The organism is Deltaproteobacteria bacterium, from assembly GCA_016709225.1.
GTDB lineage: Bacteria > Myxococcota_A > Polyangia > Nannocystales > Nannocystaceae > Xiheibacterium > Xiheibacterium phototrophicum.
This window is the reverse complement of sequence record JADJEE010000012.1, coordinates 512,143-524,900: the sequence shown is the minus strand read 5'-3', so window position 1 is coordinate 524,900 and position 12,758 is coordinate 512,143. Positions and strand designations below refer to the sequence as shown.

13 protein-coding genes are annotated in these 12,758 nt (G+C 69.9%); 4 read left to right on the top strand and 9 right to left on the bottom strand.

Features of this window, described 5'->3' with window-relative positions; genetic code table 11:
* Positions 1-123: 123 nt before the first annotated feature.
* The 4 genes from IPH07_27160 (at position 124) to IPH07_27145 (ending at position 5,494) form a co-directional block, all read left to right on the top strand.
* On the top strand, positions 124-1,317 hold the full coding sequence (locus tag IPH07_27160; protein MBK6921105.1) for a hypothetical protein: 1,194 nt from the start codon (positions 124-126) through the stop codon (positions 1,315-1,317).
* A 169-nt stretch (positions 1,318-1,486) separates the two neighbouring features.
* Positions 1,487-2,563 carry a hypothetical protein gene (locus tag IPH07_27155; GenBank protein ID MBK6921104.1) on the top strand — a complete coding sequence of 359 codons (1,077 nt, stop codon included), beginning with the start codon at positions 1,487-1,489 and terminating at the stop codon, positions 2,561-2,563.
* Positions 2,526-4,181, top strand: coding sequence for a DUF1592 domain-containing protein (locus tag IPH07_27150; GenBank protein ID MBK6921103.1), 1,656 nt, complete (start codon positions 2,526-2,528; stop codon positions 4,179-4,181). The genes IPH07_27155 and IPH07_27150 overlap by 38 nt, the downstream gene beginning before the upstream one ends.
* A gap of 5 nt (positions 4,182-4,186) precedes the next feature.
* Positions 4,187-5,494, top strand: coding sequence for a DUF1552 domain-containing protein (locus IPH07_27145; protein ID MBK6921102.1), 1,308 nt, complete (start codon positions 4,187-4,189; stop codon positions 5,492-5,494).
* On the opposite strand, the gene IPH07_27140 is transcribed toward IPH07_27145, so the two are convergent.
* From IPH07_27140 to IPH07_27100, 9 genes are read right to left on the bottom strand one after another with little or no spacing between them, the layout of a single operon-like run.
* Entirely contained in the window at positions 5,485-6,291 is an 807-nt protein-coding gene (locus IPH07_27140; protein ID MBK6921101.1) for a DUF3623 domain-containing protein, read from the bottom strand. The two genes, IPH07_27145 and IPH07_27140, sit on opposite strands and share 10 nt — an antisense overlap.
* 4 nt (positions 6,292-6,295) lie before the next feature.
* Positions 6,296-7,393 (bottom strand): magnesium-protoporphyrin IX monomethyl ester (oxidative) cyclase, encoded by a 1,098-nt coding sequence (acsF, locus tag IPH07_27135; protein MBK6921100.1) that lies wholly within the window; start codon positions 7,391-7,393, stop codon positions 6,296-6,298.
* On the bottom strand, positions 7,390-7,677 hold the full coding sequence (locus tag IPH07_27130) for a hypothetical protein (GenBank protein ID MBK6921099.1): 288 nt from the start codon (positions 7,675-7,677) through the stop codon (positions 7,390-7,392). Before IPH07_27130 ends, acsF begins: the two co-directional genes overlap by 4 nt.
* Complete coding sequence (locus tag IPH07_27125) at positions 7,674-8,123, bottom strand: photosynthetic complex assembly protein PuhC (protein MBK6921098.1); 450 nt, start codon at positions 8,121-8,123, stop codon at positions 7,674-7,676. Before IPH07_27125 ends, IPH07_27130 begins: the two co-directional genes overlap by 4 nt.
* 16 nt (positions 8,124-8,139) lie before the next feature.
* A complete protein-coding gene (locus tag IPH07_27120) occupies positions 8,140-8,835 on the bottom strand; it encodes a PH domain-containing protein (GenBank protein ID MBK6921097.1) in 696 nt (231 codons plus the stop codon).
* Complete coding sequence (locus IPH07_27115) at positions 8,832-9,662, bottom strand: PRC-barrel domain-containing protein (GenBank protein MBK6921096.1); 831 nt, start codon at positions 9,660-9,662, stop codon at positions 8,832-8,834. The genes IPH07_27120 and IPH07_27115 overlap by 4 nt, the downstream gene beginning before the upstream one ends.
* 25 nt (positions 9,663-9,687) lie before the next feature.
* Positions 9,688-11,115: a BCD family MFS transporter gene (locus tag IPH07_27110; protein MBK6921095.1), complete on the bottom strand. Its 1,428-nt coding sequence runs from the start codon at positions 11,113-11,115 to the stop codon at positions 9,688-9,690.
* On the bottom strand, positions 11,112-11,852 hold the full coding sequence (locus IPH07_27105; GenBank protein MBK6921094.1) for a magnesium protoporphyrin IX methyltransferase: 741 nt from the start codon (positions 11,850-11,852) through the stop codon (positions 11,112-11,114). Before IPH07_27105 ends, IPH07_27110 begins: the two co-directional genes overlap by 4 nt.
* Positions 11,849-12,745, bottom strand: a complete 897-nt coding sequence (locus IPH07_27100; protein MBK6921093.1) for a ferredoxin:protochlorophyllide reductase (ATP-dependent) iron-sulfur ATP-binding protein — start codon at positions 12,743-12,745, stop codon at positions 11,849-11,851. The genes IPH07_27105 and IPH07_27100 overlap by 4 nt, the downstream gene beginning before the upstream one ends.
* Positions 12,746-12,758: the final 13 nt, after the last annotated feature.

Below are 12,758 nucleotides of genomic sequence, written 5' to 3'. Positions count from 1 at the left end.
TTCAGCCGCGCCGTTGCCCGAAGACCGACCGGCTCGCGCGTTGCGGTGCGAGCGGGCGCGGTGCCCGCGCCATGTCATCGCGTGTCACCGACGCGGGCGTGCGCGGGCGTGTAGATTGGGGCGATGCCGTCGACCACTCGCATCGTCGCGACGCTGATCGTCCTCGTCACCGCCGCGTGCAGTGGTGACGACGCGGGCGTCGTCGGTGAGGGCACCAGCGATACGTCGACCACCCGCGACCTCGCGAGTTCCAGCACGTCGAGCTCGAGCGAATCGAGTTCGACCGCGGCCGACACGAGCAGTGGCAGCGAGTCCAGCTCGTCGACCGGCGAGCCGTTCGTCCCCATCGATTGCACCGAGGCGTGTGTGGACACCGCGACCGACGGCGGCATCGCGCTGTGCTACTCGTGCCGCTGCAAGGCCGCATTCGACAACTGGTTGCCGAGCACCGACGAGGTGCAGTGCAGCACCGCGTCGCCGATTGTCACCTACCACGCCGATGTCTCGGGTCCGCAGGTGGTGCTCGAGCCGGCCGAAACCGACGCCAGCGAGTGCACCAACCCCTCGCGCCTGACCGGGTCGTGCGCCCAGGGAAGCAAGCTCGGCGTGCTGCAGCACGACGACGTGATGTTGCTGTGGATCTGCCGCGACCCCTACGCCGACGTCGACGGCTCCGTCATCTACACGGACATGGGTCTCATCGGACAGAACACGCGTACCGGTGCGACGTGCTTCTGGGACGACATCGACAACGTCACCCACGACGACGACATGCCGCCGCTCGACTTGCTCGATGCGACCGATGCCGAGCGCTCGCATCACGGCGAGGTCTTCTACTTCACCGACGGCGGCGGCTGTGTCGGCTGCCACGACCACGATCCGTTCATCTTCACGCCGTACCTGGATGCGGCGCCGTGGACCAGCGTGGCGCTGAAGAAGGCGCCCTACGGACTGCTGAACCTCGACGGTACCGTGCGCGCCACCGGCAACCTCCACCTGACCTCGCGCGAGGCAGCCGCGTGCACGTCGTGCCACCGCATCGGCAGCGAGAACACCTGCGGCAGCTTCGCTGCCGACTCGATGGGGCTCGACAAGGCCAGCCCCTTCGAGCAGGCGGTGCTCGATGCGGCGATGCCCGGGAGTTCGCACTGGCCACTGGCGTACTGGATGCCGGGCGCGGGCGCCCAGATCCCGGACTTCGCGGCCTGGCAGACGCTCTTCGGCCCGGCGCGCGATCACGTGCTCGCGTGCTGCGAGGCGCCGGGGGTCGATCGCGGCGGCTGTCGCTGGGAGCCGGTTCCCGGGCTGTTGAAGTAGGGCCGTGCTGGCGCGCGTCGCCTTGACGCGCACGGGTCGGTCGGCGCATCGCCGCGACGACGTCGATCGCGATGGGTGTCAGCAGGGCTAGGGCGCCGGCGTTGCTCCGTCCATGCTCCCTCTCGCTCGCCGGGTACGCGCAGCGACGCTCGCCATCGTCGCGGCAGGCGTGGTGCAAGTGCTCCTGGCCTGCGGCCCCGCGACGCGCTGCCCGCCGGTGCAGCCGAACGAGGGCAGCGAGCTCGCGGGCAACCAACCGAGTGTGCACGATACCGGTGAAGTCGGGGGCCAGGCCTGGATCGTGGTCACCGACACGGACACGCGTCGCCGCCTGCCGAATCGACGCGTCACGGTCGAGTGCGGCCGCTTCTCGATCGAGCTCGCGACCGATCGGCGTGGCACCGTGGAAATCCGCGGGCTCCCGAACGAACCTTGCTTGTCGACCGTGTTCGATGCGCTCGACGAGCACAGCTCGAAGGCCTGGATGGTCGCGCCCGGCGAAGTCGCCTGGATCGCGCACCGCGAGGTCGGCACGCCCGAGATCGCCGAGCGACTACCCGCCGACGCGCTGCCCGATGACGTCGTGCTGGAGCGGCGCTCGAGCGGATGCCTGGGCCCGTGTCGCTCGTACCACCTGACGCTGCGCCTTGATGGGCGCGTCGAGCTGGCGCGCGACCTCCATCGCCGAAACCTCGACGGGACACGCTTCCGCCGATGGCGGCTGCCGGCCGCCGCCACGCAGCGGGCCGTTGCCCAGGCGCGTTGTCTCGCCAACGGTCCCTCGTACGGCGCGCATCCGACCGATGTCGTGATGCGAACCCTCGAGGTTCGCGACGGTGATGCGATCGCACGCTACGAACACTATGCCTACGACCGGCGAATGCCCGAGGAGAACGCTCGTCGATTGCGCCGCCTCGATCAGACGCTGCTGCTCCCGCCCGGTGCGTGGTCGCCCAGCCCCGCGGGCATCCGCCGGAGCAGATGGCGTGGCCGCCATCGCAGTCGTCGCCCGCGCCCACTGCGCTACACCGATTCGGGCGTCGCGCATCCGCGCGCGAAGCGGGCCAGCGATGCCCGCGCGGCGCATGCGGGCGTGCGCGCGGGCTCGCTGACGCCGCACTCGCGCGCCCGCGATTTCTTTCATCCACCCGCCGCGGCCGTGCGCCACGGGCCCACGCATGCACGGACGACTTCGCGGGGGCGTGGTGGTGCTTGGGCTCCTGGGCGCCTGCTATCGAGGCAATGAAGCCCACGAAGACGGCGCGGGCTCGGCCGCGGGCGACGCGGGCGACGCATCGGGTTCCGAGGGCGCCGACGGTGCGGCGACCGCGGGCGATGACGGATCCGCGCCGGTGGATTGCGAGGCCGGAGCCTACGGCCCGCGGCAGCTGCGGCTGCTGACGCGACGCGAGTACCACCAGACGCTGCTCGATCTGCTCGGGGTCGAGCCGCTCTCCCTGGCCGACGTGCCGATTGATCCGATTGTCGAGGGCTTCGACAACAACGCCGACGCCGAGGTCGTCACCGATCGCCACGTCGAGGCCTACATGGGCGTCGCCGAAGAGGTCGCGACCGCGGCGATCGCCGGTGGTCTCGCGATCGGCTGCATGCCGGAGGACCCCGCGTGTGCGGCGGACTTCGTCGCGAGCTACGGTCGGCGCGCGTTCCGGCGCCCGCTGACCAGCGAAGAGATCACCCACTACACCGCGCAGTTCGATCCCGCGATCAGCGAGGGCGACTTCTACCAGGGCGCGACGCTGGCCCTGCGCGCGCTGCTGGTCTCGCCGCACTTCCTCTACCGCTTCGAGCTCGGTGAGCCCGACGGTGAGGGCAACTTCCGCCTCACGCCGCACGAGATCGCGACTGCGCTGTCGTACGGCCTGTGGGGCACGACGCCAGACGACGCCCTGCTCGCGGCGGCCGACGACGGCTCGCTCGCCGATCCCGAGGCCATCGATGCCGAGGTCCGCCGCATGCTCGACGACCCGCGCGCGCGCGTGGCCTTCGATGCGTTCGCGACCCAGTGGCTCGGCACCGCGCCGCTGCTGCAGGTCAACAAGGACGCGCAGATCTACCCCGCGTTCACGCCCGAGATCCGCGAGGCGATGGCGGCGGAGCAGCGCACGTTCGTCGGCCACGTCGTCTTCGACGGCGAGCAGACCATGGCTGCGCTGCTCGACCCCGGCTACACCTTCGCCAACGACGCGCTCGCGGGCTTCTATCAGCTGCCGGCGCCGGGCAGCGCGGAGCCCACGATGGTGCCCGTCACCGACGGCCGCCGCGGCGGCCTGCTCCGCCTCGGGTCGGTGCTCGCCAGCCACGCGCACCCCAACGAGTCGGCGCCGATCAAGCGCGGCGCGTTCGTGCGTGAGCGGCTGCTGTGTCAGCCGCTGCTGCCGCCACCGCCCGGCGTCAATGCGACGCCGCCGGCGGTCGATCCCAACGCGACCACACGCGAGCGCTTCTCGCAGCACTCGGCCGATCCCGCCTGCGCAGGGTGTCACGCCCGCATCGATCCGTTGGGCTTCGGCTTCGAGCACTACGACGGCGTCGCGGGCTATCGCGACACCGAGAACGGGCTGCCGATCGACGCCAGCGGCAAGGTCGTCGACGTCGACGGTGCGGACACCGAGCTGCCCTTCGATGGGCTCGCCGAGCTGTCGTCGTTGCTGGCGGCACGCGTCGAGCCGGGCCACTGCGTGGTGTCGCAGTACCAACGCTTCACACTCGGCCGCGACCCGGTGCCCGCCGACGCGTGTGCGCTCGACGAGCTCACCGCGATGTTCGACGCCGCCGACGGCAACCTCTACGAGATGTTGGTCCACCAGTACACCGCGCCCTCGTTCGTGCTGCGGCAGGAGTGACGACGATGCTGATCAAGACCTCACGACGACAGGTGCTGCAGATGTTGACCGCCGCCGGCGTGGCCTCGCCGCTGGGGCTGATGCTCGGCCGCCGCGCGATGGCGGCCGGCGGCGACGTCAAGGCGATGTTCGTGTACATCCCCGACGGCTGCATTCCCTCGCTGTGGCACCCCACCGGTGGCGTCACCGACTTCTCGCTGCCGAGCATGACCGCACCGCTCGAGGCGATCCGTGACGACCTGGTGTTCATCCGGGGGCTCGACATGTACGCGGGTGGTGCGACCCACGAAGGCGGCATCGCCAAGATCCTCACCGGCAACGGCGACGTATCGCTCGATCTCTTCCTCGGCGATGCGCTCGGGGCCGACACGCCGCACAAGTCGATCCAGCTCGGTGTCGCGACCAACTTCCAGAATGGCTCGGGCAGCTGGTCGTACATCGGCGCGGGTCAGCAGGTCTCGCCGCAGGACAACCCGTTGGCGGCCTTCGACAGCATCTTCGGCGCGCTCGAGCAGCCCGAGGATCCCGGCCCCGACTGGCCGCGGCTGCGCGCCGGCAGTGTGATCGACAGCGCGATCGACGACGTCAAGCGCCTGCAGCAGAGGCTGGGCAGCGTCGAGAAGCAGAAGCTCGAGGTCCACCTCGAGTCGCTGCACGAGGTCGAGGCCCGCATCAAGGGCACGCTCTCGGGCTCCTGCACCGAGGTGGTGTGGAACACCGAGGGATTCACGGTGCTCGACACCGACTACTACCCGAAGACGTGGGAAAAGGAGGAGTACTTCGCGACGGTCGGCAAGCTGCAGATGGACCTCGCCGTGCTCGCGTTGTCGTGCGGCATGACCCGGGTCGCATCGCTGATGTGGTCGCATCCGGTGAGCCCGACGAGGCTGGCGCAGCTCGGGGCGACGGCCGCGGACCACGATGCCTCGCACTACGGGGCCGATCTCGCGGGACCGCTCGCGCTCGACTTCATCGCCTATCGCCGCTTCTTCTGCGAGCAGCTGGTCTATCTGGTGCAGCAGATGAAGGCGATGCCCGACGGCGACGGCAACCTGCTCGGCAATGCGATCGTCATGATGGGCACCGAGATCAACGACGGCAACAACCACGATCACACCGACATGCCGTTCGTGCTCGCGGGCCAGGCTGGCGGTGCGCTCGAGACCGGACGCTCGCTCGATCTACGCGGTGCCGCCGGCGGTGCCAACGTCGCGCACACCAAGCTCTTGGTGTCGCTCGCCGCACTCGCGGGCGTCGAGGTCGAGACCTTCGGCTACGCCGAGCAGGGGCCGGGCGGGCTCGATCAGCTGTAGTTGCGATGCGGTGCCACGCGGGGCTCCACGGCCGCGCGGTCGCGGTCGCGGATCACCCAACGCCACAGCATCGCGTCCGGTAGCGGCACCGCGAGAAAAACGTGCTCGAGCACGCCGAGCGCGATCATCGTGGCCACCACGGTCGCCTGCACGGCCGCGAACGCGCTGGCCTCCGCCGAGGTCGCCGCACCGATCGCGACGTGCAGCGCCACTGCGCCGGCGGCGAGCGAGAGCAGCATGAGCGGGTTGAATCGTCGCCGACGGAAGTAGCTGGTCAGGTAGCGCAGGTGGGCGGGTACGAAGTCCTCCGAGATGTTGCGGACCCCGGAGAACACGTTGAGCTTGGCCGAGAGCCGCATGGCCCACAGCACGGTGAAGACCACGGTCGCGACCTGATTGGGGGCGCCCCAGGTGGCCGCCGTCAGCACCAACAAGGTCGCCGCGAGTGCGAGCTCGTGGTGGATCACGGTCGCGGTGGCCTCGCGGAAGCGGGGCCAGCCGGAGAGGCCGGCGCGGCCCGGCTCCTTGCGCGGACCCGAGACCGCACCGAGCAAGAACGTCGCCTCGTGCCACCCCCACAGCAGCAGCGCGGCCGCGAAGCCGAGATAGGCCCCGGCGGTCGTGGGCAGTTCGCTCGCGCGCAGGGCCGCGTACCCACCCAGCAGCGCCAGCGCCGTGAACACTGCCACGCTGGTGCGCTGGGTTCGTGCGGGCAACCACACCACGCGCAGCACCACGCCGGTGCTGAGCCACCAGGCGCCGATGACGATCATCACCGCGAGCGCGCACGCGTTCATCGGATCACCAGGTCGGTGCGACCCTCAGCTCCTCCGGAAGCGCGTGTTGCTTGGTCGGCAGGAACATCATCCGCACGAAGGTCGCGCCCGCCGCGAGCTGCAGCGGGATCGCCCGCAGCTTGCCCCACAGTCCGCCGCCGCGCTTGGCGGTCGCGATGCGGGCGCTGATGCGCTGGAGGCGACGCAGGCCCGCGAGGAAGGCCGGGTTCTCGACGTCGATCCGCACCGGGAACACCTGCTTGGCGACCTCGCTGACGATGCGGAAGACCTCCATGCCGTAGACCTCGGGGTCCACGCCCAACGCGCGGTGGAACTCGGGGCGCGCGTGGTCGCGTACGAACATGGTGGCGTAGACGGCGAGCTGGAAGAACCGCATCCACGCACGATTGATGGCACCGCCGAGGATCGACGGGTTGCCGCGCATCAACAACGCCAGCGCCTCGCCGTGCCGATACTCGTCGTTGCACCAACGCTCGAACTTGCTGAAGATGGGGTGGAAGCGATTCTCGGGGTTGGCCTCGAGCCGTCGGAAGATCCGGATGTATCGCGCGTACCCGATCTTCTCCGAGAGGTACGTGGCGTACAGGATGAACTTGGGGCTGAAGTAGGTGTACTTCTTGGCCTTGACCAAGAAGCCCATGTCGACGTGGATGCCGAACTCCTTCAGGCACTCGTTGATGAACCCCGCGTGACGTGCCTCGTCGCGCGACATGTACTTGAACAGCGCCTTGAGGTCGCGATTGTCGCCCTTCTTGGCCAGCTCGGCGTAGAGGATGCAGCCCGAGAACTCCGCGGTCAGCGAGCTGACCATGAAGTCCAGCAGTTCCTCGCGAAGCGCCGGCTCGAGCTTGTCGAGCTCCGCGTGCCAACCCTCGCCGCGAACGAAGTGACCGCGATTGGTGTCGGCCTCGAACTCGGCCATGAGCGCCTCCCACTGCGGCCGGATCGCGTTCGCCGAGAGGCGGTTCATCGCGTCGACGTCGGTGGTGTAGAAGCGTGGGCTGAGGGTCGTGGTCTCGGTGGCGACCCGCGTCGCGGCGTCGCCCTGGCCCAGGAACCGCGAGGTCTGTGTCGGGGGCAGGGGCAGGCTGGTGGCGGTCATGGCGATCTCCGATCGGTGAAGCTGACGTCCAGGAGGTGGAAGAAGGCGAGGTCGCCGACCATCCGCGTCCACGCTCGCGCGAGCCATCCCGCGCGCACGACGGTCGCGCGCCGGCGCTCGACGATGCTGTGCCCGAAGGGCGGCTCGATGGGGTCGCCGTGGACGACCACGCGATCGCCGGGTCCGAGCTCCACGCCGTCGAGCTCGACGTGGGCGGAGAGGTCGTGCTCGGTGTTGGACGCGCGCACGGTGCACGCGACCTCGAAGCGCCGCGGTGTGCTCATGACGGTGCCCCGGGCTCGAGCAAGCGGGCGAACGACGCATGGTTGGTGTCGCCGAACGAACGCAGATTGACGGTATGTCCGCTCTCGGGGTCCTCGATCACGAGGCCCCCGTCGCGCTGTCGAATCAAGCGGAAGCGTGCGTCGGGCGGGATCGACTCGAGCTTGCGGGTACGGAACAAGCCGCGCATCACCCCGCGCACGAAGCCGCCCTCGGCGGGATTCACCAGCCCGACTTCCTTGCCGGTCTCCGCGTCCAGCACCGCGACGGCGCCGTCGGGGCGATCCTCGAAGCGGAGCTCTCGAACGCTGGTGACGCCGACCGCGGCGACGTCGGTCGGTTCATGGGCGCTGCGGGCCCGTGCGGCGAGGCCGAGGGTCGCGACCAGCAGGACCGCGGCACCGATGAGGGCGCCGCGCGGGACGGTTTGTTCGTGGTGTGTGCCCATGGGAGAATTCCTACGGCTACGACTGCAGCTGGGATGCGAGCGCCGGAGCCACGCGAATGCGCTGGCGATCCTCGTCGGCGACGTCGCGCGGCTCGATCGGCGCCGCTGCGATCGTGAGCTCGCCATGGGCGGCGCTCCAGCGACGAACCGCCTCCTCGAGGCGGGCGGCGACCATGGTCGGCTCCGCGATCGCGCGCAGCGTCGGCGAAGCGCGGAGCAGGCCCGTCATCTGCGAGTGCGGCCAGAGGTGGAACAGCGCCACCCGATCGGGGGCGACCAGTCGCAGCACGATGTCGCCGTCGCCCTCGGGCCGTTGGATCCGATCCGCCGCGGCGATGCGCGCGAACGGCAGGTTCCAGGTGATCGGCAGCGCGACGCCGATGCGCATCACCACGCGGTGCGTGGTGATCGTGTACAGCGTCGAGCGGGCCGCGAGCCACGCGAGCAACTGGCACAGGCCCAGGCACGCCGAGAACACCGCGATCATGGCCACGAGCTGCACGGCACCCTCCGACCACTGCCCGCTCGTCACCGTCGAGACGGTGCGCGCGGCGACGAAGACCGCGAAGTAGGCCGCCAGCCAGCGGACCTTGAAGCCGCGGCGGGCCAACATGCGCCACTGCGGGCGGCCCTGCCACACGATGGCTTCGCCCTCGGGGAGATCCGCGGGCAAGCCCGGGACCGGCTCGAACTCGTGCTCGACGGCACTCATAGCACTGGCTCCCGGCGGCGCGGCTCGGCGTAGAACCATCCGCCCGTGTAGAAGGCCGCCACCTGATCCTCCTCGCGCAACGTGATGCGATCGGTGGCGCCGATGGTCGGTACGTGGACGAACTGATCGGCCCGCAGCGCGCGGACGCGGACCTGCTTGGCTTTGCCGTCGAGCGCCAGCATCGGCAGCGGGATGAGGCGCAAGCGCGAGCCCGGGGCCGCGGACCCCGACTCGGACGCCGCCTCGGACTCGGACTCCGCGGGCGCGGTCGGCGCGGGCAGCTCGATCTCGAGGTAGCGGACCATCAGGTCGGCACGATCGACCCAGATGTCGGAGATGACACCCGCGACCTCGCCGTCGGCGCCCAGCACCCGCCAGCCGCGGGGATCGGGCCCAGCGTCGACCGTGAACCCGGTTGCGACGCGCATCGGCACGATGACCGGGGTGCCATCTTCTTGGGAGAGCTCGGGGTGCTCGCTGCGTGCGGCGAACGACGCCGGCCCGACACCCGAGAGCAGCGGTTCGCCGGTTGGCTCGAGCGGATAGCCGGGCGCCTGCGATACCCGCTCCGCGAGGATCGGTCGCCGGTCGCGGACGAAATCGGGCGCGCGGCGGATGCCCTCGTCGTGGGGCAGGAGAAACTCCTTCGCGGCCGGAATCCGCAGGGCATTCTGCGGCCCCTCGACGGCGAGGGCGTCGGTCTCGAGCGGGTAGCCCTCGCGACGGTCCTCGCGTCGGAGCCACACGACGAGGCCCGCGAAGAAGATGAAGAAGCAGTACAGGACGACCTGTGCGGTATCGATCGATGACGTGAGTTCGTGGGACATGGCTGCACCGGGACTATCGAATGCGTCAGGTGGGGAGCTCCGCGAGTCCGAAGCGAGTGGGTGAACCGCGACGATTGGCGAATCTCACCAAGGGGCCGATGGCGATGAGCGTGCCGAAGAGCAGCCCAATCTCGAGGGTATAGACCAGCAGATATCCGGCCGACGGTTGATTGAGGCCGGGGCCGAGCGCGCCGCGCAGCGCGAACGCCGAGACGACGTCGCGCAGCAGGCCGCCGAGCGCGATGCCGGCACCGGTCACCGTGGCCTGCACCGCGCCCCAGGCCCCGACGGCGATGCCGCTCTGGCCGGGGTCCGAGATGGCCATGGCGGCGCTGAGCGTGCCGACCGAGAACCAACCCGCGCCGAAGCCGATGACGCCGGTGCCGAGCCAGAACAGCAGTCGCGAGGCGAAGGGCGCCGACAACACGACGCACGAGAACCCGACGATGCCGACCAGCACGCCATACGCGGCCAGCTGATAGGGATCGCGGCCGCGCGACAGCCATCGCGCCGCCGCGAACAGTCCCGCGAGCGTGCCGCCGGCCATCAACGCGGTGAGCACCGTGGTGCCGGCGACCGAGAGCTGCAGCAGCTCGCCGCCGAAGGGCTCGAGCAGGATGTCCTGGGCGCCGAAGCCGGCACCGCCGAACGCCACCGCCACCAGCAGGCGGCCCGCGTGGCGGCGGTTCGCGAAGGCGCGAAACGTCGCGAAGAAGCGTGGTGCCTCGGGGGCATCGTCGGGATCGATGTCGCTGCGCCGCGGCTCTTGCTTCCACAACGCGATCACGTTGATCGCGACGGTGACCACCGCTGCCCCTTGCACGATCTGGATCAGCTCGACGTAGCCGAAGTTCCGCAGCAGGGCCCCGAAGGTCAGCGAGGCCCCGACCATCCCCAGTAGCAGCATCACGTAGAGCAGCGCGACCACGCGGGGACGGCTCTCGGCCGGCGCGAGGTCGGTCGCCAGGGCGACGCCCGCAGTCTGCGTCGTGTGCAGTCCGACGCCCACCATCAAGAACGCGAGTGCGGTCGCGGTGTGCCCGATGACGCCGGGCTGCGAGACCCCGCGCCCCGACAGCACCAGCATCGCGAAGGGCAGGATCGCCAGGCCGCCGAACTGCATCAGCGTGCCGAGGAACGCGTAGGGCAGGCGACGCCAGCCCAGCGCGGAGCGGTGGTTGTCGGAGCGGTGCCCGACCAACGCGCGAAGCGGCGCGAACAGGATCGGGAGCGCCACCATGGCCGAGACCAGCGACGCGCCGATGCCGAGTTCGACGATCATCACGCGATTGAGCGTGCCGTTCAGCAGCACCAGGCCCATGCCGACGGAGATCTGGAACATCGACAGGCGCAGGAGCCTGCCGAGTGGGAGCTCGGGCGTCGCGGCGTCCGCGAATGGCAAGACCTTCGTACCGAGGGCCTGCCAGAAGCGAATGGCGAGACTGGGCTTCATGCGCGGCAGAGCTCCATGGCCTGCGAGGTGTAGAAGCCGCTCTCGATCCGATCGCTGCGGCCGGCGGCGAAGCCGGCGAGGGCCTCGTCGGCGGCGAGTCGGTTTCGGAGCGCGCGCTCGGTGATGGGGCGGATGTCGGGCGATCGGTTCCCGCGAGGGAAGGCCTTGCCGACCAGGTGCATGAGCGAGAGCAACGCGGTGCGCGGCACGAACGTGAAGGCGACGCCGTAGCGGGTGCGGGCGCACAGCTGCACCAGCAGCGCCTGCAGCTGATCGGCCTGGTAGTGGATCAGCGAGTCGAGCGCGACCACCCAGTCGAACAGGCCCAGGCCCGGGTCGAGCATGTCGCCCACGCGGTACTCGATGGTGCCGGGTCCCACGCCGCCGGCCTCGGCACGCTCGCGCGCGAGATCGACGAGCGTCTGCGAGATGTCGACCGCGACGACCTCGGCACCACGCGCGGCCAGGCACTCGGCGAAGGTGCCGGTGCCGCAGCCGGCATCGAGCACGCGGGCGCCGGTCAGATCGTCGGGCAGGTATCCCAGCAGGGTCTCGCGCATGCGCTCACGACCGGCGCGCACGGTCGCGCGGATGCGACCCACCGGCGCATTCGAGGTCAGCGCGGCCCAGGCACTGGCAGCGGTGCGATCGAAGTACTGCTCGAGTTCGCCGCGGCGTCGCTCGTAGGCGGTCTCCGGAACGGCAAGTGCGGTTTCATTGGCGGTGGTGGCGGTCATTCGAACCCCAGGAAGTCGAAGATTTCGCGGTCCTTCATCGGCCGTGCATCGAGCGGCTCGACGCCCGCCCACAGGCCCGCAGCCAGCCGCAGGAACTCGCGTTGCACCGCCTCGACCTCGGGCGATGCGTCCATCTCGAAGAGCGTGGCCTTCTTGAGCCGGCTGCGGCGGACCACGTCGAGGTCGGGGATGTGGGCCAGGCGCGAGAGCCCGACCCGGGTGTTGAACCGGTCGATCTGGTCGGTGTCGACGCTGCGGTTCGCGATGACCCCGCCGACCCGCACCGCGTAGTTCTTGGCCTTGGCCTCGATGGCGGCGACGATACGATTCATCGCGAAGATCGAATCGAAGTCATTGGCCGCGACGATGAGTGCACGTTGGGCGTGCTGCAGCGGCGCCGCGAAACCGCCGCAGACGACGTCGCCGAGCACGTCGAAGATGACCACGTCGGTCTCCTCGAGCAGGTGGTGCTCCTTGAGCAGCTTGACGGTCTGGCCGACCACGTAGCCGCCGCAGCCGGTGCCGGCGGGCGGCCCACCGGCCTCGATGCACAGGACGCCGTTGTAGCCCTCGACCACGAAGTCCTCGGGCCGCAGCTCCTCGGGGTGGAAGTCGACCGACTGCAGCACGTCGATCACCGTGGGTTGCAGCTGCTTGGTCAGCGTGAAGGTCGAGTCGTGCTTGGGGTCGCAACCGATCTGCAGCACGCGCTTGCCGAGCTTCGAGAAGGCGACCGACAGGTTGGAGGATGTCGTGCTCTTGCCGATGCCGCCCTTGCCGTAGATCGCGAACACCTTTGCTCCCGAGAGCGCGGCTGCGGTCGCGTCGTGGAACTGGACGCTGCCGTCCCCATCGCCACGGCGATTGATTCGTACGAGTTCCGACATCGTCATCTTCTGCTCCTTG

Excerpts from the sequence above, each read along its gene's own strand:
- IPH07_27120 (MBK6921097.1), bottom strand. The coding sequence starts at position 8,835 with ATGAGTGCCGTCGAGCACGAGTTCGAGCCGGTCCCGGGCTTGCCCGCG.
- acsF (MBK6921100.1), bottom strand. The coding sequence starts at position 7,393 with ATGACCGCCACCAGCCTGCCCCTGCCCCCGACACAGACCTCGCGGTTC.
- IPH07_27115 (MBK6921096.1), bottom strand. The coding sequence starts at position 9,662 with ATGTCCCACGAACTCACGTCATCGATCGATACCGCACAGGTCGTCCTG.
- IPH07_27145 (MBK6921102.1), top strand. The coding sequence starts at position 4,187 with ATGCTGATCAAGACCTCACGACGACAGGTGCTGCAGATGTTGACCGCC.
- IPH07_27160 (MBK6921105.1), top strand. The coding sequence starts at position 124 with ATGCCGTCGACCACTCGCATCGTCGCGACGCTGATCGTCCTCGTCACC.
- IPH07_27100 (MBK6921093.1), bottom strand. The coding sequence starts at position 12,745 with ATGACGATGTCGGAACTCGTACGAATCAATCGCCGTGGCGATGGGGAC.
- IPH07_27140 (MBK6921101.1), bottom strand. The coding sequence starts at position 6,291 with ATGAACGCGTGCGCGCTCGCGGTGATGATCGTCATCGGCGCCTGGTGG.
- IPH07_27125 (MBK6921098.1), bottom strand. The coding sequence starts at position 8,123 with ATGGGCACACACCACGAACAAACCGTCCCGCGCGGCGCCCTCATCGGT.
- IPH07_27105 (MBK6921094.1), bottom strand. The coding sequence starts at position 11,852 with ATGACCGCCACCACCGCCAATGAAACCGCACTTGCCGTTCCGGAGACC.
- IPH07_27110 (MBK6921095.1), bottom strand. The coding sequence starts at position 11,115 with ATGAAGCCCAGTCTCGCCATTCGCTTCTGGCAGGCCCTCGGTACGAAG.
- IPH07_27130 (MBK6921099.1), bottom strand. The coding sequence starts at position 7,677 with ATGAGCACACCGCGGCGCTTCGAGGTCGCGTGCACCGTGCGCGCGTCC.